At 69.9% G+C, this 22,021-nt stretch carries 18 protein-coding genes and 1 pseudogene; 5 read left to right on the forward strand and 14 right to left on the reverse strand.

Features of this window, described 5'->3' with window-relative positions:
* Positions 1-225: 225 nt before the first annotated feature.
* Positions 226-1,586: pseudogene (locus tag AC4BEG_RS32445) on the forward strand (MFS transporter).
* A 73-nt stretch (positions 1,587-1,659) separates the two neighbouring features.
* Positions 1,660-2,166 carry a gamma-glutamylcyclotransferase family protein gene (locus tag AC4BEG_RS32450; RefSeq protein ID WP_490703229.1) on the forward strand — a complete coding sequence of 169 codons (507 nt, stop codon included), beginning with the start codon at positions 1,660-1,662 and terminating at the stop codon, positions 2,164-2,166.
* Between the two features lie 55 nt (positions 2,167-2,221).
* Here the strand turns inward: AC4BEG_RS32450 and katG are convergent, their stop codons facing one another.
* A complete protein-coding gene (katG, locus tag AC4BEG_RS32455) occupies positions 2,222-4,438 on the reverse strand; it encodes a catalase/peroxidase HPI (RefSeq protein ID WP_490703230.1) in 2,217 nt (738 codons plus the stop codon).
* Between the two features lie 405 nt (positions 4,439-4,843).
* Between katG and AC4BEG_RS32460 the strand changes: the two genes are divergently transcribed.
* Complete coding sequence (locus AC4BEG_RS32460) at positions 4,844-5,254, forward strand: Fur family transcriptional regulator (RefSeq protein ID WP_490703231.1); 411 nt, start codon at positions 4,844-4,846, stop codon at positions 5,252-5,254.
* A 16-nt stretch (positions 5,255-5,270) separates the two neighbouring features.
* Here AC4BEG_RS32460 and AC4BEG_RS32465 read toward each other — a convergent pair whose 3' ends face one another.
* Complete coding sequence (locus AC4BEG_RS32465) at positions 5,271-6,269, reverse strand: ArsR/SmtB family transcription factor (protein ID WP_490703232.1); 999 nt, start codon at positions 6,267-6,269, stop codon at positions 5,271-5,273.
* A gap of 134 nt (positions 6,270-6,403) precedes the next feature.
* Here AC4BEG_RS32465 and AC4BEG_RS32470 point away from each other — a divergent pair, with 134 nt between their 5' ends.
* Positions 6,404-7,573 carry an MFS transporter gene (locus AC4BEG_RS32470; RefSeq protein ID WP_490703233.1) on the forward strand — a complete coding sequence of 390 codons (1,170 nt, stop codon included), beginning with the start codon at positions 6,404-6,406 and terminating at the stop codon, positions 7,571-7,573.
* Between the two features lie 112 nt (positions 7,574-7,685).
* Here AC4BEG_RS32470 and AC4BEG_RS32475 read toward each other — a convergent pair whose 3' ends face one another.
* The 5 genes from AC4BEG_RS32475 to AC4BEG_RS32495 all read right to left on the reverse strand — a co-directional run bounded on the left by AC4BEG_RS32475 (position 7,686) and on the right by AC4BEG_RS32495 (position 12,785).
* Positions 7,686-8,438, reverse strand: a complete 753-nt coding sequence (locus tag AC4BEG_RS32475; protein ID WP_490703234.1) for an ABC transporter permease — start codon at positions 8,436-8,438, stop codon at positions 7,686-7,688.
* Between the two features lie 74 nt (positions 8,439-8,512).
* Positions 8,513-9,487 (reverse strand): ABC transporter ATP-binding protein, encoded by a 975-nt coding sequence (locus AC4BEG_RS32480; RefSeq protein WP_490703235.1) that lies wholly within the window; start codon positions 9,485-9,487, stop codon positions 8,513-8,515.
* 422 nt (positions 9,488-9,909) lie between these two features.
* On the reverse strand, positions 9,910-10,260 hold the full coding sequence (locus tag AC4BEG_RS32485; protein WP_490703236.1) for a hypothetical protein: 351 nt from the start codon (positions 10,258-10,260) through the stop codon (positions 9,910-9,912).
* Between the two features lie 829 nt (positions 10,261-11,089).
* Complete coding sequence (locus AC4BEG_RS32490) at positions 11,090-11,734, reverse strand: hypothetical protein (RefSeq protein ID WP_490707278.1); 645 nt, start codon at positions 11,732-11,734, stop codon at positions 11,090-11,092.
* 25 nt (positions 11,735-11,759) lie between these two features.
* On the reverse strand, positions 11,760-12,785 hold the full coding sequence (locus AC4BEG_RS32495; protein ID WP_490703237.1) for a putative T7SS-secreted protein: 1,026 nt from the start codon (positions 12,783-12,785) through the stop codon (positions 11,760-11,762).
* 413 nt (positions 12,786-13,198) lie between these two features.
* On the opposite strand from AC4BEG_RS32495, the gene AC4BEG_RS32500 reads away from it, so the two are divergent.
* Positions 13,199-14,644: a glyceraldehyde-3-phosphate dehydrogenase gene (locus AC4BEG_RS32500; RefSeq protein ID WP_490703238.1), complete on the forward strand. Its 1,446-nt coding sequence runs from the start codon at positions 13,199-13,201 to the stop codon at positions 14,642-14,644.
* Between the two features lie 111 nt (positions 14,645-14,755).
* Here the strand turns inward: AC4BEG_RS32500 and AC4BEG_RS32505 are convergent, their stop codons facing one another.
* The 7 genes from AC4BEG_RS32505 to AC4BEG_RS32535 all read right to left on the reverse strand — a co-directional run bounded on the left by AC4BEG_RS32505 (position 14,756) and on the right by AC4BEG_RS32535 (position 21,898).
* On the reverse strand, positions 14,756-15,373 hold the full coding sequence (locus AC4BEG_RS32505) for a LysE family translocator (RefSeq protein ID WP_490703239.1): 618 nt from the start codon (positions 15,371-15,373) through the stop codon (positions 14,756-14,758).
* 78 nt (positions 15,374-15,451) lie between these two features.
* Positions 15,452-15,874, reverse strand: a complete 423-nt coding sequence (locus AC4BEG_RS32510) for an ATP-binding protein (protein WP_490703240.1) — start codon at positions 15,872-15,874, stop codon at positions 15,452-15,454.
* 212 nt (positions 15,875-16,086) lie between these two features.
* Complete coding sequence (locus tag AC4BEG_RS32515) at positions 16,087-17,586, reverse strand: FGGY-family carbohydrate kinase (RefSeq protein ID WP_490703241.1); 1,500 nt, start codon at positions 17,584-17,586, stop codon at positions 16,087-16,089.
* A gap of 6 nt (positions 17,587-17,592) precedes the next feature.
* Positions 17,593-18,654, reverse strand: coding sequence for a 2-hydroxyacid dehydrogenase (locus AC4BEG_RS32520; protein WP_490703242.1), 1,062 nt, complete (start codon positions 18,652-18,654; stop codon positions 17,593-17,595).
* An 81-nt stretch (positions 18,655-18,735) separates the two neighbouring features.
* Positions 18,736-19,581, reverse strand: coding sequence for a carbohydrate ABC transporter permease (locus tag AC4BEG_RS32525; protein WP_490703243.1), 846 nt, complete (start codon positions 19,579-19,581; stop codon positions 18,736-18,738).
* Positions 19,578-20,519 carry a carbohydrate ABC transporter permease gene (locus AC4BEG_RS32530; RefSeq protein ID WP_490703244.1) on the reverse strand — a complete coding sequence of 314 codons (942 nt, stop codon included), beginning with the start codon at positions 20,517-20,519 and terminating at the stop codon, positions 19,578-19,580. Before AC4BEG_RS32530 ends, AC4BEG_RS32525 begins: the two co-directional genes overlap by 4 nt.
* 8 nt (positions 20,520-20,527) lie before the next feature.
* Complete coding sequence (locus tag AC4BEG_RS32535; RefSeq protein ID WP_490703245.1) at positions 20,528-21,898, reverse strand: ABC transporter substrate-binding protein; 1,371 nt, start codon at positions 21,896-21,898, stop codon at positions 20,528-20,530.
* Positions 21,899-22,021: the final 123 nt, after the last annotated feature.

Below are 22,021 nucleotides of genomic sequence, written 5' to 3' on the forward strand. Positions count from 1 at the left end.
GCCAACGCGCGTCGTGTGGGGTTTCCCCTACTCGCCAGTCACCCTATGTCCTGCTAAGGGCGCCGCCGCCCGCGTGATCGCCACGTCCACTCCGGCTGGGTGCTATGTGGTATCCATCCCTTGTTGTGGCTTTTGCCGGAGGGTCTTCGTGAGCGAGATGGAGTTGGGGACGTGGCGTTCGCGAAGTCGGCCGGCCGTGACGGGCCACCCGCGTCCAGTGGGTCCCTGGTGCCGCTGCTGGCCGTGTGCGCCGGGTACTTCATGGTGATCCTGGATGTGACGGTCATCAACGTCGCCGTACCGGTGATCGGCCGGGAGCTGTCGGCCTCACTCACCGGCATCCAGTGGATCACCGACGGATACACCCTGGTCTTCGCGGGTTTCCTGCTGACCGGCGGCGCGCTGGGCGACAGACTGGGCAACCGCCGTATCTTCTGCACCGGCGTGGCCGTGTTCACCGCCGCCTCGGCCGCGTGTGCGTTCGCGCCCAGCGCGCTCTTCCTGATCGCCGCCCGGGTGGTGGAGGGGCTGGGCGCGGCGTTGATCGTGCCCCGGTTCACTGGCTCTTCTCCAGCAGGCGTATCCGGATCCCGGCGCCCGCTCGCGGGCCTTCGGGCTGTGGGGTTCCGTGGCCGGCATCGCGGCCTCGGCCGGGCCGCTGCTGGGCGGGCTGCTGGTCTCCACGGTGGGCTGGCGGTGGGTGTTCCTCATCAATCTGCCCGTCGGGATCGCCTGTCTGGCGCTGACGCCGCGCCATGTGGAGCCCTCCTCGCGGCTCACCACCCGGGCCCTGGACTGGTCGGCACAGTGCGCCGTCGTGGCGGCGGTGGCCCTGCTGACCGCCGCGCTCAACGAGGCGGGTCGACGCGGATGGTCCGATCCGGCCGTCCTCGCCGGGGTGGGTCTTGCGGTGCTGGCGGCCGTGGCATTCGTGGTGCGCGAGTGGCTGGCCCGCGCTCCCGCCCTCCCCCCGAACCTGCTGCGCTCGCGTGCGCTGGGCGGCGGAGCCGTCATCGGCCTGCTGTTCAACTTCGGCTTCTACGGCATGGTGTTCACCGCCAGCCTGGACTTCCAGCACCAGCGCGGCCTCAGCGCCCTCGCCACCGGGTTGGCGCTGTTCCCCGCGGTGGCGATGACGATGTTCGCCTCCGTCCTGTCCGGGCGGCTGACCCGGAGGACCGGGGATCGTCCGCTGGTCATCAGCGGCATGCTGCTGGCCGCCCTGGGTCTTGGGCTGGGTCGCCGCGGGTGACGATCCCGCCTACCCGCTGCTCGTGGCCCCGATGATGGCAGCGGGATTCGGCACCTCCTTCGCCCTCACCGGTTCCACCTCCACCGTCATGGGCGCCGCACCCCCGGCGTACTCGGGCACCGCCTCCGCACTGTTCAACACCACCCGGCAGCTCGGCAGCGCCACCGGCGTGGCGCTCGGTGGCACGTTGCTCGCCACAGCCACAGCCACCGACTACGGCGCTGGACTGCGGGTCAGCATGGCCGTCGGCGCACTCGCCTACCTGATCGCCGCGGGTCTCGCATGGTGGTGTGTGCCGTCCAGGAGCGGGGGCAGGACACACTCCGGGGACTGACGTGGTTGCCGTATAAGGTGACCCGGAAGTCGCCGGCCGCGGAGCCTCTGGCGCGGAGGGATCGGAGAGACACGTGCAGGACGCCATCCCCGTCGAGCACTCGACCGGCCCCGACGCCGCGCTGCGGAGTCGGCTCGCCGGTGGGCCCAACGCGCTGTTCGCCTACGGCACCCTCCAGTTCGAGGCCGTACTCGCACCACTGCTCGGACGGGTGCCCCGGAGCGCACCCGCGACCGCTCCCGGCTGGCGGGCCGCCGCTCTCGAACGACGTGTCTACCCCGGACTCGTGCCCGCTCCCGGTGCCGCGGCGCCCGGTCTGCTGCTCTCCGGGCTGAGCCTCAGGGAGTGGGAGATCCTCGACGCGTTCGAGGACGACGAGTACGAGCTGCGCCAGATCACCCTGGCCTCGGGTGACCGCGGATGGGCCTACATCTGGCGCGAGGGCGAGATCCGGGCGGAGACCTGGGACGCCGACGACTTCGCGGCCCGCCACCTTCCCGAATTCGCCGCCCTGTGCGCCCGGATCGCCCCGGACCTGGCCGCCGACGACAACCGCCCCGGCTCAACGCCGTCCCCATAACGGCAACGTCCAGGCCGGCCCGTCACGGGGCCGACCTGGACGTGGAGTGGTGAGATCAGACCAGGTCGAAGCGGTCCAGGTCCATGACCTTGGCCCAGGCGGCGACGAAGTCCTTCACGAACTTCTCCTTCGTGTCATCGCTCGCGTAGACCTCCGCGAGCGCGCGGAGTTCGGAGTTCGAGCCGAAGACCAGGTCGGCGCGGGTACCGGTCCAGGCGACCGCGCCACTCGCGTCGCGGGCCTCGAACTCGTCCTGCGCCTCCGAGGTGGACTTCCAGGTCGTGCCCAGGTCGAGCAGGTTGACGAAGAAGTCGTTGGTCAGGGTGCCCGGACGGTCGGTGAGGACGCCGTGCTTCGAACCGCCGTGGTTGGCGCCCAGCACGCGCAGACCACCGACGAGAACGGTCATCTCGGGGCCGCTCAGGGTGAGCAGGTTGGCCTTGTCGAGCAGCAGGTACTCGGCCGGCAGGCGGTTGCCCTTGCCCACGTAGTTGCGGAAGCCGTCGGCGGCCGGCTCCAGGGCGGCGAAGGACTCGACGTCCGTCTCCTCCTGCGCGGCGTCCACCCGGCCCGCCGAGAACGGCACCTCGACCTCGACACCGCCGTCCTTGGCCGCCTTCTCGACGGCCGCGTTGCCCGCGAGCACGATCAGGTCGGCCAGGGAGACCTGCTTGCCGCCCTTGGCGTTGAAGGACTCCTGGATGCCCTCCAGCGTGCGAAGCACCTGGGCGAGCTCGTCCGGGTTGTTGACCTCCCAGCCGCGCTGCGGCTCCAGGCGGACGCGGGCGCCGTTGGCACCGCCGCGCTTGTCGCTGCCGCGGAAGGACGAGGCCGAGGCCCAGGCCGCGGAGACCAGCTGCGAGACGGTCAGGCCCGAGGCGAGGACCTGCTCCTTGAGCGCGGCGCTGTCCGCGGCGTCGATGAGCTCACCGGTGCGCTGCGGCAGCGGGTCCTGCCAGAGCAGCACCTCGGAGGGCACCTCGGGGCCGAGGTAGCGGACGACCGGACCCATGTCGCGGTGCGTCAGCTTGTACCAGGCGCGGGCGAAGGCGTCCGCGAACTGCTCGGGGTTCTCGTAGAAGCGGCGCGAGATCTGCTCGTAGACCGGGTCGAAACGCAGCGACAGGTCGGTGGTGAGCATCATCGGGAGGCGCTTCTTCGACGGGTCGTGCGCGTCGGGGATGATCGCCTCGGCGTTCTTCGCCACCCACTGGTTGGCGCCGGCCGGGCTCTGGGTGAGCTCGTACTCGTACTCGAAGAGGTTCTTGAAGAACTCGTGGCCCCACTGAGCCGGGGTGCTGGTCCAGGTCACCTCGAGGCCACTGGTGATGGCGTCGGCGCCCTTGCCGGTGTTGTACGTGCTCCGCCAGCCGAGGCCCTGCTCCTCCAGGCCGGCGGCCTCGGGGTCGGCGCCGACGTGGTCGGCCGGGCCGGCGCCGTGGGTCTTGCCGAAGGTGTGACCACCGGCGATCAGGGCGACGGTCTCCTCGTCGTTCATCGCCATGCGGCGGAACGTCTCACGGATGTCGCGGGCCGCGGCGATCGGGTCCGGGTTGCCGTTGGGGCCCTCCGGGTTGACGTAGATCAGACCCATCTGGACCGCGCCGAGCGGGTTCTCCAGCTCGCGGTCGCCGCTGTAGCGCTCATCGCCGAGCCAGGTGGTCTCGGGGCCCCAGTAGACGTCCTCCTCCGACTCCCAGACGTCCGCACGGCCGCCGGCGAAGCCGAAGGTCTTGAAGCCCATCGTCTCCAGGGCGACGTTGCCGGTGAGGATCATGAGGTCGGCCCAGGAGATGGCCTGGCCGTACTTCTTCTTGACCGGCCACAGCAGACGGCGGGCCTTGTCCAGGTTGCCGTTGTCCGGCCAGCTGTTCAGCGGGGCGAAGCGCTGCTGACCGGCCCCGGCGCCACCGCGGCCGTCGCTGATGCGGTAGGTGCCCGCGCTGTGCCAGGCCATCCGGATCATCAGCGGGCCGTAGTTGCCGAAGTCGGCCGGCCACCAGTCCTGCGAGGTGGTCAGCACCTCGGCGATGTCCCGCTTCACGGCCGGGAGGTCGAGGCCCTTGAACGCCTCGGCGTAGTCGAACTCCTCACCGAGGGGATTGGCCACGGCGGGGTTCTTGGCAAGGATCTTCAGGTTCAGCCGGTCCGGCCACCACTGGCGGTTTCCGCCGCCCTGCGTCGGGTGCGGCGCGCGCCCGTGTGCGACCGGGCAGCCACCTCCGCCTTCCGTCTTCGCGTCTACGACGATGGCGTCATGGTTCTCAGACATGGGAATCCTTCCGGACCAGGCGGATCACGGTGCTCATGAACTGCGGATGGTGGAACGGTCGGGGCACGGCCCCGGGAGATGACCTCGGCCCCGTCGATCGAGAGGACGATCGGGAAGCCGTGGTTCGTCGGACGCGGTAAGGCAGAGGTCCTCGGGTACGACGTAGAGGGAGACGCGGGAGGCCATCACCGGAGGGCCTGCACCGCGGAGCTGCTCGGCGGTGGTCCCGTCACGTCTCTGTCTCCTGTCGTACCGGAGTCTTCCTGTCTCTTGGCTCTCGCCGGAACCGATCCTACGATGGACAGAATCTAAGTCAAGAAGTGCGCCAAACCCATATCCGATCGGATCCCGGATGTCCATTGGTAAACTTCGGGAGTCCCACCGAACCTGAATAGGTGAACCGATATGAGTGACCTGCTGGAGCGACTGCGAGGGCGTGGCTGGCGGATGACCTCCCAGCGACGTGTCGTTGCGGAGGTCCTCGACGGCGATCATGTGCATCTCACGGCTGACGAGGTGCACGCCCGCGCGGCGGACCGGCTGCCCGAGATCTCCCGGGCGACCGTCTACAACACCCTGGGGGAGATGGTCTCCCTCGGTGAGGTCATAGAGGTCTCCACCGACGGCCGCGCCAAGCGCTACGACCCCAACGCACACCATCCGCACCAGCACCTGGTGTGCTCCGGCTGCGGCACCATCCGCGATGTCCATCCGACCGGCGATCTGCTGGCCGGTCTCCCGGCGGAGGAACGGTTCGGCTTCACCGTGTCCGCGGTCGAGGTCACCTACCAGGGGCTGTGCCCGTCCTGCGTCTAGACCGGCGGGTGGTCGCTCACCGTTCGGTGCGTCCGGTGGATCCGGTGAGTTGATCGCCGAGCACGCTGCGCCGGTACAGGACCTGCCGTCCGTGGCGTGCCCGGGTGACCAGGCCGGTGGCGTGCAGCACACGCAGATGCTGGGACACCGCACTGGGAGTCACCCCGAGGCGGCGGGCGAGTTCCACCGTGGCCAGCGGCTCTTCCAGCAGGCTGAGCAGCCTCGTGCGGGGTGCGCCGAGGAGCGGGACGAGAGCGGATGTGTCACCGGTGGCCACCGGTGTTGTCCAGAGCGTTGCCACCCCACGGCTGGGGTAGACCAGCGACGGGGGTTCCTCCGGGCTGACCGGCGGCGCGGGTTTGTGGGCGAATACCGAGGGCAGAAGCAGCAGCCCGCGACCCGATGCCGCGACATGGTGCTTGCTGATCATCTTGTCGATGTGCAACACACCGTCGTGCCACCGCAGATTCCGGTGCATATCGGCGAAGAGCAGCCGGGCACCTCCCCGCGCCAGCTGCCGCGCCCGGTACGTCATATCGGCCTCCACCACCAGGCGCATCTGCGGCCACCTCGGCTTGATGGCGATCTCCCAGTACCGGCGCAGGAGTTCGCAGATGGTGTCACGGAGTGCGGCCACACACACGCTGTCGTCGGCGGTGGCGTCGTACAGGGCCCGGGGGAGCGGATCCGGCGCGTGGGCGGCCAGGAGATCGCGGCGCACCAGGGCAGGAGGGGTCCGGCGGACGACGGCCAGTTCGTCTTCGAAGGCCGGGGCGAAGCTCATGGGTCTGGGGGTCAGAAAGTCCGGAAGGGTGAGTCGCCGCGCCACCAGGGACATCAGCAAGTCCGTGTCCAGGGCGCCGAGTCCGCCGAGTACGGATCTGCGCCATGGCAGATGCAGCGCTGACAGGCCCGGATCGTGCAGCACCCGCAGGCTGAACACGGTCTCGTTCAAAGGTGAGACGGCGAAATGCGTGTCAGCGAGGTCCTCCACGCCGAGCTCAAAGCTGATCATTAAGTCGGACACTACATCGATTGGCAACGGACGGCCGCTGTCGTGGACTTCGGGCCATGACGTCCAAGAAACCCGCGACGCCCACACCCCCCACGGCATGTGCCACTCCGGTGCGAAGACCGGGCGGCCGGCGGATGATTCCGATCCTGGCCCTCACCTGCGCCGTGGCGGTGGGCAACATCTACTTCCCGCAGGCCATCGGTCCGCTGGTTGCCGCCGGACTGGAGGTGTCACCCGATTCGGCCGCCCTGGTGGTGACCGCCACCCAGATCGGCTACTCGGCAGGGATCGTGCTGCTGGTGCCCCTCGGCGACCGGATCCCGCATCGCACGTTCCTCGTGGTCCTGCTCGCCCTCACCGGCATCGCCCTGCTCATCGCGGGCTGCGCACCGGCCCTGGCGCCGCTGGTCGCCGCCGGCGGCGCGGTCGGTCTGACCACCGTGGCCGCGCAGATCGCCGGTCCGCTGGCGGTCGGCCTGGTGGCCCCCGACCGCCGAGGAGCGGTGATCGGCACCCTGCTCAGTGGATCGACCGGGGGCATGCTGCTGGCCCGCACCTTCAGCGGCACGCTGGGCGAATGGCTGGGCTGGCGGGCCCCCTATCTGGTGGCCGCGGCCCTGACACTGCTCCTCGCCACCGTCCTGGCGCTCACGGTGCCCGCGACGATCCCGTCCTCCCGGAAGTCCTACCCCGTGCTCCTGGCCGAACCGCTGCGTCTGCTGCGCACCGAGCCGGAGCTGCGCCGCTCCTGCCTCTACCAGGCAACGGTCTTCGCGGGGTTCTCGGCCGTCTGGACCTGTCTGGCGCTTCTCCTCACCGGCCCCCCGTACCGGCTGGGTGCCCAGGCCGTCGGACTGCTCGCCCTGGTGGGCGGGGCCACCATGCTCTGCACGCCGTTCGCCGGCCGTCTGGTGGACCGCCGGGGTCCCGACCCGGTGAACCTCATCTGCATGGTGGGAGTCCTCGTCTCCGCCGCGGTCCTCGCCGTGGGCGCCCGGGGCGGCCCGGTGGGTCTGGCCGCCCTGACCGTCGGCACATTGCTCCTCGACGTCGCGATGCAGTCCGGGATGGTCGCCAACCAGGCCCGGGTCTACGCCGTGCGTCCCGACGCCCGCTCCAGGCTCAACACCGCCTATATGACCTGTGCCTACCTCGGCGGCAGCGCGGGGTCCTGGCTCGGTGTCCAGGCCTGGAGCCGGGCCGGATGGTGGGGTGTGTGCGCACTCGTGGTGGTCCTGGCCACAGTTGCCCTGATCCGGCACCTGCTCGCGTTGTCCGCGTTGAGGGAGGGCCGGAAGGCATGACCGCGGATGGACGGGGGCCCGGGACATCACCAACGCGGGCCGCGGCCCCGCCCGTTGACACAAGGTGTCCGGGAAGGGCCGCGCGCTGGGACGGTGGACGTTATGGGCCCCGTCAGGCGTCACGCCGGTTGGTCAGGACCATCGCCGAGGCGAGCCCGATGACCGTGACGATCACGAAATAGCCGAGCCCCGGGAACGGTGCCAGATTGGTCGTGGACGGTGACACCTGGAGGATCTGCTGTCCGGCCTGGGTCGGCCACCACTTGCGCAGGGTCTCACCGTCTCTGCCGAGCATCTGGAACACCGTGGGAAGGATGAAGGTGATGCTGACGGCGGCCGTGATGCCGCCCGCGGAGGCGCGCAGCACCAGGCCCAGCGCGAGCGAGAACACCCCGAGTAGGGCCAGATAGCAGCCTCCGCCCACCAGTGCACGCAGCACCGCGTCCTCCGACACGGACGGGACCCGGACATCCGACCCCAGCGTGAGGGTCCCGGCGGCGAAGGTGGCGAAGACGATGGCCGTCCCCGCCACCAGGGAGACGGTGAAGACGACCAGGGCCTTGGCGGCCAGCAGCCGCAGGCGGTCGGGTACCGCCGTGAACGTACTGCGGATCGAGCCGGTGCCGTACTCGGACGTGGCCGTCAGCACGCCGAAGACGCAGATCGCCATCTGTCCGAGCGAGAGGCCCACGAGGATCTTCTCCATGACGAACGCCGTGGTGTCGTCCGGAAGCGCCTCGTGGCCGCCGAGCACTCCGATGCCGATGCTGATGCAGGCGGCGGCCGCCAGCGTCCACCACGTCGACCGGATCGACCGGATCTTGATCCACTCGAAGGCGACCGCATCGGCGAATCGTGGCCGCATGCTCCGGTCGTCACCCGGCAGTGCACGGGGGACCGCTCGGTGTTCCGCCCCGGCGGTATGCGTCCTGACCATGTTCATACGGCAACTCCGTTGTGCTCGGCGGCTCCGCGCCGCCCCACCCGGTACTCGACGGCATCCGCGGTGAGCTCCATGAAGGCTTCCTGGAGTGACACCCGCTGTGGTGCCAGCTCATGCAGCCACAGACCGTTCTGCCCGGCCAGTTCCCCGATCCGCCGGGCGTCGAGCCCCTTCACGATCAGGGGTGGTTCCTCCACCGCATCGTCCCCACGCTCGCGGTCGCGGTCCGCGAGGGCGTCGACCGTTGCCCCGCTGCTGCGCAACACGGACACCAGTTGCGCCGTGTGCGGTGTACGCACCACAACACCGTTGTGCGAACTGCGCGCCAGGAAGTCGGCCATCGAACTGTCGGCCGCCAGACGGCCACGGCCGATCACGATCAGATGGTCCGCGGTGTCCTGCATCTCGCTCATCAGATGGGAGGAGACCAGAACGGTACGGCCGTCGTCGGCCATGCCGCGCATGAACTCGCGCACCCACTGGATGCCCTCCGGGTCCAGGCCGTTGACCGGTTCGTCGAGGATGATGACCTCGGGATCCCCCAGCAGCGCGGCCGCGATGCCCAGACGCTGGCCCATGCCGAGCGAGAAGCCACCGACCCGCCGCCGGGCGGTGTCGGTCAGGCCGACCAGCTCCAATACCTCGTCAACCCGCCGCTTGGGGAGGCGGTTGGAGGCGGCCAGCCCCCGCAGATGCTCGCGCGCGGTACGCCCGCTGTGTACGGCCTTCGCCTCCAGCAGCGCACCGGCGGTGCACAGCGGACGGGCGAGCTCCCGGTACGGGCGGCCGCACACCGTCGCCGTACCGGAGGTCGGCTGGTCCAGGCCGACGATCATCCTCAGCGTGGTGGACTTCCCGGCCCCGTTCGGCCCGAGGAAGCCGGTGACGAGTCCGGGCCGGACCGTGAAGCTCAAGTCGTCCACGGCGACCTTGTCGCCGTAGCGCTTGGACAGTCCCTTTACTTCGATCATCAGGTTCCTTTCGCGGCGCCCCTCGGAGGACGTGAATCACGCTAAGTCGCCCTGCTCCGGGGCCGCGTCAGCCCAAAGCGCCGCTCTCGGTACGCCGCGGGTATCAGCGGGGGGCGCGCCGTGCTACCTGAGAGGTAGCGGACATACGGCGCCGAATCGGACACCGTGTCCGCGCCCACCGGGGTGTCCTCCGATGTGGCCACGGACGGAAGAGAAGGCGGCCGTACGCCTCAGGTCGCATACGACGCGGTGGCGGCGCCGACGGGCGGACGCTGCGCCTCTTCGACCTCTACCGCGGGACCCATGCCACCCGCCTCACCTTCGGCGCGCCCGGCCCGGACGAACCGCACTCCTGGACCGTTCTCCCCCGGGGCGGTCCGCACCCGGCCGGTACGGGACGGCTACATCGGCCGGATCGGGCCTCAGGACTCGTAGTCCTCCATCAGCCGGCTGATGACCTGGTGCAGGACGTCCGCCCGCCGCCGGTCCTCCCGCTGGTCGCGCAAGGCGCGCTCGGTGGTCCGGAGCATGCGCCAGGCTGCCGCGTCCTGGTCCATCACCTCGTCCACGAGCGGGGAGGAGATCAGGTCCAGGCACTCGGCCAGCCGCCGCCGGGTGGCGGGGGAGGGTGCGGTGGCCTCGGGCTGCGCGAAGCCGTCAGTCAGGTAGCGGGCGGGATCGGTGAGGCTCCAGCCCGCCACCGCGCCCTCCTGCACGAGGAGGGACACATCGGGGGCGATGCCGATCCGGGCGTCCAGCGGCCGGTCGAGCACACCGAGGTCCCTGAAACACCTCAACTCGGCGGCTTCGGGGCCGCAGCTCCCGGGTGAGCTCAGTCGTGGTGTTGGCCGCGTGGATCAGGGCGCCGTTGGCGTCGTAGGCGAAGGTGGTCTCTTCACCGGTGGTCTCGTCGTACTGGGCGAGGACGCGCCCGGCGGTGTCGAGGGTGTAGCGCAGTGTTTCGCCCAGGGCGTTGGTCCGGGCGGTGAGGCGGCCCGCGGCGTCACGGGTGTAGGTGCGGGTGGCGCCGTTGAAGTCGGTCTCCGCGACCAGATGGCCCGCCGGGTCGTCGTCGTAACTCCACTGGCGGCCCTGGGGGTTGGTGACGGTGGTCAGGCGCAGTTCGGTGTCGTAGCCGAAGGTGTGGCCGAGCCGTCGGGGTCGGTGCGGGTGACCGGCTGGTCGAAGTAGGTGTGGGTGTAGGTGGTGGTGTGTCCGGCCTGGTCGGTGTGGCGGGCGAGGTTGCCCTCGGTGTCCCACTGCCATACCTCGCGGGCGCCGTCGGGGGATTCGCGCCAGGCGGGGCGCCCCTCGATGGTCCAGCCCTGCCGGGTGGTCTCACCGAGCGGGTCGGTGATCGCCGTGATCTGGCCGTGGGGACCCCGGCGGACATGCGTGGTTTGGCCGAGGGGGTCGGTGACGGTGACCGGCAGACCGGCGCCGTTGGTGGTCACCTCGATGGTGTGGCCCAGCGCATCGGTGATCGCTGAGAGGTGACCCTTCTCGTCGTATGTGTAGTGGGTGGTGGCTCCGCCGGGATCGGTGGTGGAGGTGTGCGCCCCGCGTGCGTCATAGGTGTGGCGCCATACCGCGCCGCCTCGTTCATGGATCTCCAGCGGCAGGCCCCACGCGTTGCGGACGGCTCTGCTGACCGTGCCGTCGGGGTGCTCGATGGTGGTCAGGCGGTCGTGGCTGTCGTAGTGATAGCGGGTGGTGTGGCCCAGTTGGTTGGTGATGGCGATGGGGTGGCGGTTGCTGGTGTCCCACTCGGTCCGGGTGGTGTTGCCCAGCGGATCCGTCTCCACGATCACCTTGTAGGCGTTGTTGTGGGTGTAGGTGGTGGTGTTGCCGAGGGAGTCGGTGTAGTGGGTGGTGCGGCCGTCGGCGCTGTAGCGGAGTCTGCCGGAGAGGGTGCCGTCGGGGCCGATGCCACGCAGGACGCGGCCGCGGTGGTCGTAGACGTAGGCGTAGGTGGTGCCGTTGCGGTCGGTCCAGGACGTGACGCGGTGAGCGTCGTCGTACTGGTAGCGCAGTGGTTTCCCGGTGGAGTTGATGATCTCGCTGAGGTCTCCGGCCTGGTTGTAGCCGTAGGAGATCAGGGTGGTGCTGTGCTGGTGGTCCTCGCCGTGGAGCATGCGCAGGGCGGTGATGCGCAGCAGTTGTGGGTCGGTGTCGATGGCGATGCGGTAGCCGCCGGAGTGGCGGGAGCACTCCGGGCAGGGCGACGTCGGTGGCGGACATGACCATCTCGCCGGTGGCCACATCGATCGGCTCACCAGTGGTGGGCCGCTCCCCGTTCGGTGTGCTGTTGTTGTCCGGATCGCTGTTGGTACGCCCGCGGGCTCTGGTCGCGGCAGAGGGCGCGTTCGCGGTTGAGGAGGCGTTGTGCGGCGTTCTTGGCCGCGGAGCCGCCGCGTCGGACGGCGCCTGAGCCGCCGGACGCGAGGGCGAGGAGGAGTTCGGGGGTGAGCTGGCCGGCGGCGCGGGCGGGGTTGCGTTGCCATTCGTCCCAGTTGACGACGGCTTTGGCGAATTCCTTGGGGTGGTCGGCGGCGTAGGCGGCGCCGTCGACCATGCCCGCGAGGCGCAGTCCGGCGCCTCCGACGCCGTCGTTGACGAGGTCGTCGAAGTCGTTGTACCAGCCGCTGACGGTCTCGCCCGCGCCGCCGAAGAAGTCGCCGACTCCCTTTGTGAGCGTGTCCCAGCCGGAGGGGGCGGGGGGTTTGTCCGGGGCCTCTTCGGCCGCGGTGTCCAGTTTCTTCTTCGACGAGGTGACGACGAGCTGGAGTTCGTGCTCCAGTTTGTCCAAGCGGCCGTAGCAGCTGCTCAGCGCGGCGAGTCCGGGGTCGTCCTCCGGCGGGCGCTCGGGAAGGGTGTCGTCCTTGCGGTCCACCGCGGCGTTGTATTCCTTGACCCGGGCCCAGTAGTGCTTGGACGCGGCGCGGGCCTCGTCGGCGTCGTCGATGATCGGTTTGACGCGCTTTTGCACCGACCGCAGTTTGGCGGCGTAGGAGTCCAGGGCGCTTGCGGCCGAGGTGAAGTAGGTCTGGGGGGACTCCAGTTCTGTGGGGAGTCTGTCGGTGGCGCCCTTGAAGCCTTCGTTGGCGGCGCCGGTCCAGTTCATCAGGGACAGAACGCCGAGCTGGTCCTCTCCGTCCTTGAACGCGCCGGAGTAGGCGCGGAGTTTGACGGCCAGGTCCTCGATGGTCTTCGGTGAGCCGGGTATGACCTCAGAAGGCTTGGCGCCTTGCGGTATGCGTTCGGTCGCGCCGCCTTCGATGGCGTCCTTGTGCGTCACGCGATGGTTCCCTTTCCCCCCGTCGTCGGCTTCCCAGGCGCCGTCGTACCGAAGCCGCGGCCCGGTCGGTACGTCCTGATGACTACCGCCGCAGCTGTTGCGGTTCCCCGACCTGGGGGGCATCTTCGCACCTGGCGGCGGGGATACGGGCGCTGCGACGATCCTCACCACGCGCTCGGCGTGGGCCCGGGGGTGGTGTGCATCGCACTGCGCGCGCACGGTGTCATAGCGCCGGTGCGGAGCGCGACGGCATGGGCGTCCGTAAGGCGGTACGCAAAGGGCGTATCGGGTCAAAGTGATGCCCCGGTCTGGTGAGGAGGCCCATCACAGGATCCCGCCCGAGGGGGGCGTTTGAACGATCATCGTGCGGGCGGGGGTAGCATATGAGCACCGCCTAGCTCGAAAGATGCGCTGTGACTGCCAACGAGGACTCGTTCACCAATTGGAAAAACCGCGAGGAGATCGCGGAGTCGATGATCCCGATCATCGGGAAGCTGCATCGGGAGCGGGACGTCACCGTCCTGCTTCACAGCCGCTCCTTGGTGAACAAGTCGGTGGTCAGCATCCTCAAGACCCATCGATTCGCACGGCAGATCGCGGGTGTCGAACTCTCGGTCACCGACACCCTGCCGTTCCTTCAGGCTCTGACCACGCTCGATCTCGGCCCGTCCCAGATCGACCTCGGCCTGCTCGCCGAGACCTACCGCACCGACGACCGCGGTCTGTCGGTCGAGGAGTTCACCGCCGAGGCCGTCGCGGGCGCCACCGGCGACAACAAGATCGAGCGCAGCGAGCCGCGCGATGTGGTCCTCTACGGGTTCGGCCGTATCGGCCGCCTCGTGGCCCGGCTGCTCATCGAGAAGGCCGGTTCCGGCAACGGCCTGATGCTGCGCGCCATCGTCGTCCGCCGGGGCGGTGACCAGGACATCGTCAAGCGCGCCTCGTTGCTGCGCCGTGACTCCATCCACGGCCAGTTCCAGGGCACGATCACCGTGGACGAGGCGAACAGCACGATCGTCGCCAACGGCAACGAGATCAAGGTGATCTACGCCAACGACCCGTCGGAGATCGACTACACGGCGTACGGCATCAACAACGCCATCCTGATCGACAACACCGGCAAGTGGCGCGACCGCGAGGGTCTGTCGCAGCACCTGCGCCCCGGTGTCGACAAGGTCGTTCTGACCGCGCCGGGCAAGGGCGATGTCCCCAACATCGTGCACGGCGTCAACCACGACACGATCAAGCCGGATGAGCAGATCCTGTCCTGCGCGTCCTGCACCACCAACGCGATCGTCCCGCCGCTGAAGGCGATGGACGACGAGTACGGTGTGCTGCGCGGCCACGTGGAGACCGTCCACTCGTTCACCAACGACCAGAATCTGCTGGACAACTACCACAAGGCCGATCGCCGCGGCCGCTCCGCGCCGCTCAACATGGTCATCACCGAGACCGGTGCCGCGTCCGCCGTGGCCAAGGCGCTGCCCGACCTCAAGGCGCCCATCAGCGGCAGCTCCATCCGCGTGCCGGTGCCCGATGTCTCCATCGCGATCCTCAATCTGCGGCTGGCGCGTGAGACCACCCGCGAGGAGGTTCTCGACTACCTCCGTGATGTCTCGCTGACCTCGCCGCTCAAGCGCCAGATCGACTTCACCAGCGCTCCCGACGCGGTCTCGAACGACTTCATCGGCTCGCGCCATGCCTCGATCGTCGACGCGGGCGCCACCAAGGTCGACGGCGACAACGCGATCCTCTACCTCTGGTACGACAACGAGTTCGGCTACTCGTGCCAGGTCATCCGCGTTGTCCAGCACGTCTCCGGGGTGGAGTACCCGACGTACCCGGCCCCGGTGGTCTGACCCGGGCGGACGGTCCGATCCGTCGTTCCGCGGTGGGGGAGCAACCGATCCCGAGAGGGATCCGGTTGCTCCCCCACCGTCGTTCGCGGCCGTGGCGCGCCGACGCGGGCGTCAGCGGGCGTCGGTGGCGATCCGCGCCCCGAAGCCGATGAGCACCACACCGGTGACCCGGTCCAGCACCCGGCGGACCCGGGGCCGCTGGAACACTCCGCGTGCCCTGGACACGAGGCAGGCGTAGCCGCCGAGCCAGCTCAGGGTCAGTGCCGCGTGCAGTGTGACCAGCATGCCCATACCGGTCGCCGGGGGCAGACCGTCAGGGGCGAGGGTGGGCAGCAGACCGGTGTAGAACACGGCGATCTTCGGGTTGAGGATGTTGGTGGTCAGCCCGGTCAGGTACGCGCGCTTCGAGCCGGTGGCCGTGGGCTCGGCGGTCTCCGGAGCGGCGCGTCGGCTCTGCCACAGCGCTTGCAGACCGAGGTAGGCCAGATACACCGCCCCCAGCACCTTGACGATGAAGTACGCCTCGGCCGAGGCCGCGAGGACCGCGGCGAGCCCGGCGACGGTGAACACCCCCCAGACCACAAGGCCGGTCGTGATTCCGGCGGCGGTGCGCAGGGCGTCCGCCCTCCCGGAGGCGATCGCGCGCTTGGTGACCACGGCCATGTCCGGCCCCGGCACCACGGTCAGCAGGGCGAGCACTCCGGCCGCCGTTATCGTCTGCGTCCACATGAGGGCCAGTCTGCTGGCAAACGATCACGTCGCCGGTGTGAAAGCGGTCACGGTCCGCCGTGTGCGGCGGCCGGCCGCTCATGCGGCCATCGGGTGCGCCGCGGCCACGGGCATGGTGGCGCGGACCCAGTGGCCGTTGTCGTGGTGGCGGGTTTCGACCCGGGTGGCGAGGGTTGCCACGAGAGGGATACCGCGGCCGTGTTCATCGGGGTCGGGTGCGGTGTGCGGCCGCCTGGGGCGGGGGAGCAGACCGTGGTCGGACACGACGAGCTGGAGGGCGCCGGGGGCGAGGGTCAGCCGGAGTGTCATCCTGCTGCGTCCGTGCCGGACCGCGTTGGCGGCCAGCTCCCCGACGACGAGGACGGCGGCATCGCGTTCGTCGGACGGCAGATGCCACTGGGTGAGGACGTTCTCGGCGAAGTGGCGGGCACAGCCGACCAGGGCGGCTTCGGCGGGCAGGGCGAGCAGGGCGTCGCGTCCGGAGACCGGGGTGGGCGCCATCGGCGGGGGCTCCGTCGGTCGGGGGCCGACCGGCGAGGCAAGCAGGCTGGCGGTAACACACATGGGTTCGGGTCGCTTCCGGGCGAGGGTCGGCGGCTTGGTGTGCCTTTAGTTCCGGTGTACGCCCGGCCCATCGATATTACAAGAGATTCTGGGCAGAAATCACATAAATTTCGCTAAAAGATCTCTCTTTATGTGATACGTCTATGTGGTCAGTCGGCGGCAAGGCGTGACCATGTCGGTCCCAGCGCCTCCAGCGCCCCCAGATACACCTGGTACGCCTCCTCCAGCACCGCCACCCGCTCCTCGTGCGGCTCATGCCGTCTGCTGACCGCCACCCGGGCGCGGGGGTCGTCGAGACCGTCCAGCAGTCCGACCGCGGTGGCGGCGAGCAGGGCCGCGCCGCGGGCCGCGCTCTCCGCCACATCCGTAATCTCGACCGGCCGGGCCAGCGCGTCGGCGAACATCTGGCTCCAGATCTCGCTGCGCGCGGCGCCGCCGGTGAGCCGTGCGGGGCCGCTGACGGGCAGCGTCGAGCACAGGGCGTCGACATGCCAGCGATGGTTGAGCGCCACACCCTCCAGCAGTGCCCGCAGCACATGGCCCCGCGTGTGCCAGCCCCGCATACCGAGGAACGTGCCCGAGGTGGGCCGCCCGTGCGGGGACCCGTAGAGGAAGGGGTGGAACACCATCTCCGACGGTCCGCCGAGGTGGGCGGCGACCTCCCGGGCGATCACATCGTGCACACTCTCCCCCGCTCCGGTGGTCACGCCCATGACCCGCAGGAACCACTCGAGGTTGGCCACGGACGACGGCGAGGTGGACATGATCATCCACTGGTCCGGCCGGACAAAACCACGGACCTGCCAGCGCGGGTCGAGCACCACCCGATCGCTGATCACCTGGTTGACGCTGAACGTCCCCGCCACCAGGGACAGTTCACCCGGATCCAGCCGTCCCACCCCGATCGAGGCGGCGTCCACATCGTGCGCACCGGTGACCACCGGGATACCGGCGGTGAGCCCGGTGGCCGCGGCGGCCTCGGGTGTGACCGTTCCGGCCAGGGCGTCGGACGCCAGCACCGGCGGCAGTTTCCCGGCCAGCTCACTGACGCCGTACAGCTCCAGCAGCTCCGGTGAGTAGGCCCGGGTGCGGACATCGGTGAACGAGGCGCTGGCGTCCGTGGGATCGGTCGCGGGCGTGCCGGTCAGCTTCAGCCGGAGCCAGTCCTTGCAGAACAGCAGCCACCGGCTGTGCCGCACCGCGTCCGGGTCGTGGCGGACGAGCCAGGGCAGCAGGGCCGCCGGAGAGCCCGCGAAGGGCACCTGACCGGAGCGGTACAGGGCACGCTCCCACAGCGGGGTGTCCCGCCAGTCCGCCAGCAGGGGTTCGGCCCGGGTGTCCAGCGCGACGATCGCCGTGCGCACCGGTCGCAGCCGCCCGTCCACCGGATAGACACCGTCGCCGTGTCCGGACAGCCCTACCGCCGCCACGGCCCGGCCCGCCTCCTCGCCCGCCACCTCGAGGCAGTCCCTGATCGCCAGCCGTGCCGCGTGCCACACCTCGTCCATATCGCGCTCGACCCAGTGCGGCCGGGGACTGCTCAGCGGCACGGTCGCGCTGCCGCGGGCCACCTCGTGCCCGGTGGCGTCGAACAGCAGCGCCTTGGTCACGGTCTGCCCGGCGTCGATACCCAGCAACAGTTCACGCACGGGGTGCTACATCCATTCCAGTTCACGGGCGTTGACCGCGCCCGGACAGCGTCCGGTCGCCGCCAGCTCGGCGATGACCTCGGCGACCAGCCGGGCCGAACGCACATTGGTGGTGACCGTGTCGCCGCCGTAGTGGGTGGTGAGCGTGACATTGTCCAGCGCGCGCCACGGGCTGTCGGCGGGCAGGGGTTCCTCGTCGTGCACATCGAGCCCGGCCCCGGCGATCCGGCCGGACGCCAGCACCTCGTACAGCGCGTCGGTGTCCACCAGACGGCTGCGCGCGGTGTTGAAGAAGTACGCGGTGGGCTTCATCAGCGCGAAGTGCCGCCGTCCGATGAACCGCTCGGTCTCCGGCGTCAGCCGGGCGAAGACATGCACGGCGTCGGACTCCCGGAACACCGTGTCCAGATCGGCCGCCCGCTGCGCACCATGGCGCCCCAGCACCGCGTCCGGCACATACGGGTCATGGACCAGGACGCGCACATCGAAGCCGCGCAACCGGTCGGCCAGCTCCTGCCCCACATGGCCCATACCCACCATGCCGACGGTGCTGCCACCGATCTCGTCCCCGGGGCCGCCGAAGTCCTTGCGCCACCCCCCGGCCTTCACCGACGCATCCGCGCGCGCGATGTCACGCGCCTCGGCGAGCATCAGCCCCAGGGCGAGTTCGGCCACGGCCGAGGCATTGCGTCCGTAGACCGGTACGACGGCGATACCGCGTTCGGTGGCGGCGGCCACGTCCACGTTCTCCAGCCCGGTCCGGGCGACACACACCGCGCGCAGCTTCGGCGCGGCCCGCAGCACCTGCGCGGACACCGGCGCGAAGTGCACGGCGAGCACCCCGGTGTCCCCGAGCGCCTCGACGATCTCACCGGGCACTGGCACCGCCTCCGGCCCCCGCAGCTCCATCTCCTGCTGCGCGGCGTGCTGCTCGGCCTTGGTCCCGGACCAGTCGACACTGCGGACCGGGCCGATGTCCGGGCCGGTGTCCCGCCCGGACACCTCGGCCAGGGCCTCGACGTAGCAGGCGGCCGGGATGAAGTGGTCGCCGACGACTAGGACACGCACCGCTGCTCCTCTCTGTTCTCTGCCCTGCTCAGTGGTTTCGCATGTGGTCTCGGCGGTCACCGGCTGTTTCACCGCCGCCATCTATTTCACCGCCCCCATGGACAGGCCGCGGGCGAGCTGGCGCTGGGCCAGCCACCCCATCAGCAGCACCGGCAGACAGGCCAGTGTGGCCGCCGCGGCCAGCCTCGCCCAGTACAGCCCCTCGCTGGTGATGAAGCCGACAAGGAAGACGGGCATCGTCGCGGACCGGACCGACGTCAGGTTCAACGCCAGGAAGAATTCGTTCCAGGAGAAGATCACGCAGATCAGCCCGGTGGCGGCGATACCGGGCGCCACCATGGGAAGCAGCACCCACATCACCTCCTGACGCGCTGTCGCCCCGTCCACCCGCGCCGCCTCCAGCACCTCGCGCGGAATCTCCAGGAAGAACGAGCGCAGCATCCACACCGCCACCGGCAGGTTCATCGCCGCGTACAGCACGATCAGGGTGCCGATGCTGTCGAGCGCGCCCAGGCCGCGCGCGGCCAGATACACGGGAATGATCGCGGCGACCACCGGCAGCATCTTGGTGGAGATGAAGAAGAACAGCACATCGCGCCACCGGCCCACGGGCCGGATGGACAGTGCGTACGCCGCCGGTGTCGCGAGTAGCAGCACGAGGGCGGTGGAAGCCACGGCGGCCAGCGCCGAGTTGCCCAGATAGAGGCCGACGCCCTCAGCGAACACCGCCCGGAACTGCTCGAGCGTCGGTGCGAACACCACCTTGGGAGAGGTGGTGTAGGCGTCCGCCTCGGTTTTGAACGCGGTGACCACCATCCACAGCACCGGGAAGAAGAACACCGAGGTCACCAGCCAGGTTCCGGTGGTCCACAGCCACCGGCCGAACCGGTGGCGGTACGGCGGGCGGAGCGTGGCGGGGATTCTCATCGGTCGCCCGCCCCGGTGCCGGTGAACGCCGTGAACAGCAGTCGCAGCGCCAGTGCGGCAGCCACCAGTGTGCCGGCGACCGTGACCACGCCCAGCGCGGAGGACTGCCCGACGTCGAAGCCGAGGAACGCCCGCTGGTAGATGTAGTAGGGCAGATTGGTGGTCCGGGTGCCGGGGCCGCCCTGGGTCATCATGTAGATCACATCGAAGGTGTTGACCAGGTGGATCGCACCGAGCAGCACACCCAGTTCGATGTAGCGGCGCAGATACGGCAGGGTGATCCAGCGGAAGGTGGCCCAGGGCCCGGCGCCGTCCACCCGGGCCGCCTCCAGGATCTCGGTCGGCCGGCTCTGGAGCCCGGCGAGGACGATGAGCATCATGAACGGTGTCCATTCCCAGACCAGGACCGTGACCACCGACGCCACGGGGAAACGGCTGACGAAGTCGGTGCCCTGGACGCCGAACCAGGACGCCGAGTAGTTGACGAGCCCGAAGACCGGGTCGAACATGGCGGTCTTCCACAGCAGCCCGGCGACCGCGGGCATCACCAGGAATGGCGAGATCAGCAGGGTGCGGGCCAGGCCCCGGCCGGGGAAACGGCGGTCGAGCAGCACGGCCAGCGCCACTCCCAGCGCCATGGCGAACGCGACCGTCAGAACGGTGAGCTCGATCTCGGTGAGCAGCGCCGCGCGGAACACGTTGTCGGTGAACACGTTCGCGTAGTTGGCCAGGCCCACCCAGTGTTCGGACCCCGGCCGGAGCAGATTCCTGGACTGGAAGGAGAAGACCACGGTGAAGACAAAGGGCAACTGGGTGAGGGCGACCACCCACAGCAGGGCGGGAGCCAGCGGCCGGCCCCGCCGCCCTGCCGCCCGCCGCGAGGGGAGCGGCCCGGCGGTTGCCGTCGGGCCCGCGGGTGGGAGAGAGCCGACTGCCATGGCGGTACCTAGCGGCCCAGCCGCTGCTGATCGCGGCCGACGGTCCGGGCGTAGCGCTGGGACTGCGCCAGGGCGGTGCGCACCGATTCCTGTCCGCTGATGGCCGCGTTGATCTGCTGGCTCACGCGGGTGCCCAGATCCTGGAACTCGGGGATGTCCAGGAACTGCACACCGGTGTACGGCACGGGCAGCACGGTGGGGTGCCGCTGGTCGGCGTGGCGGATGCCCTGCATTGTGGGGCCCGCGAACGCCCGCGCGATCCGCCGGTACCGCGGGATCGCGTAGGTGGAGTATCTGCTGCCCGGCGGCAGCCGGGACCACCCCAGCCGCCGCCCCACCAGCTCGATGTACTCCCGGGAGGTGGCCCAGGACATGAACGTCCAGGCGGCGTCCTGATGGGGGCTGGTCCGGGGAATGCCGAGCGACCAGGAGTACAGCCAGCCCGACCACGCCGTGCGCTCCACCGGTGCCGCCACATATCCCGTTCTGCCGACCACCTTGCTGCTCGCGGGATCCTCCAGCACCCCCGCCGCCGACGTGGCGTCGTACCACATGGCCGCCTTGCCCTGGGCGTAGTGGGTGGCGCACTCGGTGAAACCGGCGTTGGCCGCACCCGGCTCTCCGTGCCGGCGCACCAGGGACACGTAGAACCCGACGGCCCGTTCCACCTCCGGGGTGGTGAGCTGGGCGTTCCACCGCAGGTCGTACCAGCGGCCACCGAAGGTGTTGATCACGGTGTTCAGCGGTGCGAGCACCTGGCCCCAGCCCGGGGCCCCGCGCAGACAGATCCCCGCCACGCCGTGCCCAGGGTCGTCGAGCGCCTTCGCGAAGCGCGCCACCTGCCGCCAAGTGGGCCGCTTCGGCATGGTCAGCCCCCGGGCCGCGAAGAGGTCCTTGCGGTACATCAGAAACGACGATTCGCCGTAGAAGGGGACCGAGTAGAGGTGTCCGCGGTAGGACAGCGCGGCGCGGATCGGGGCGATGAAGTCGGACGGCGCGTAGCCGGGGGTGCGGTCGGCCCGCTCCTGGAGGTCGGCCAGCCAGCCGTTCCGCGCCCAGATGGGCGTCTCATAGTTGCTGATCATGACGATGTCGAACTCACGGCCACCGGTGGCCACCGACTCGGTGATCTTCTGTCGTGCCTGGTTCTCCGGCAGTGTCACAAAGCGCACCCGGATGTCCGGGTGGGACCGTTCAAAGGACGGGGTCAGCGCCTCCATGTCGGTCATCTGCGGATTGGCCACCACGGCCACCGAAACGGTGGTGCCGTCACCGGCCCCCACCCCGCCGAATCCACCACAGCCCACCGCCAGCAGCCCCGCCGCGCAGATGCCGGCCGCGACACCGGTCACCCGCCGCCCCAGCGGTGGTCGCGACATACCGGATCCCTCTCCGCCGTCGGCGTGCCTGCCGGACCAGCACGGCGTTGTCCACGGGCGGCACGAGCATGATCGCGGGCCTTCACCGTGATGCTCTCACCTTCCCCGGGGGCGCGCGCGGCA

The organism is Streptomyces sp. JLBJ103, assembly GCF_058215575.1.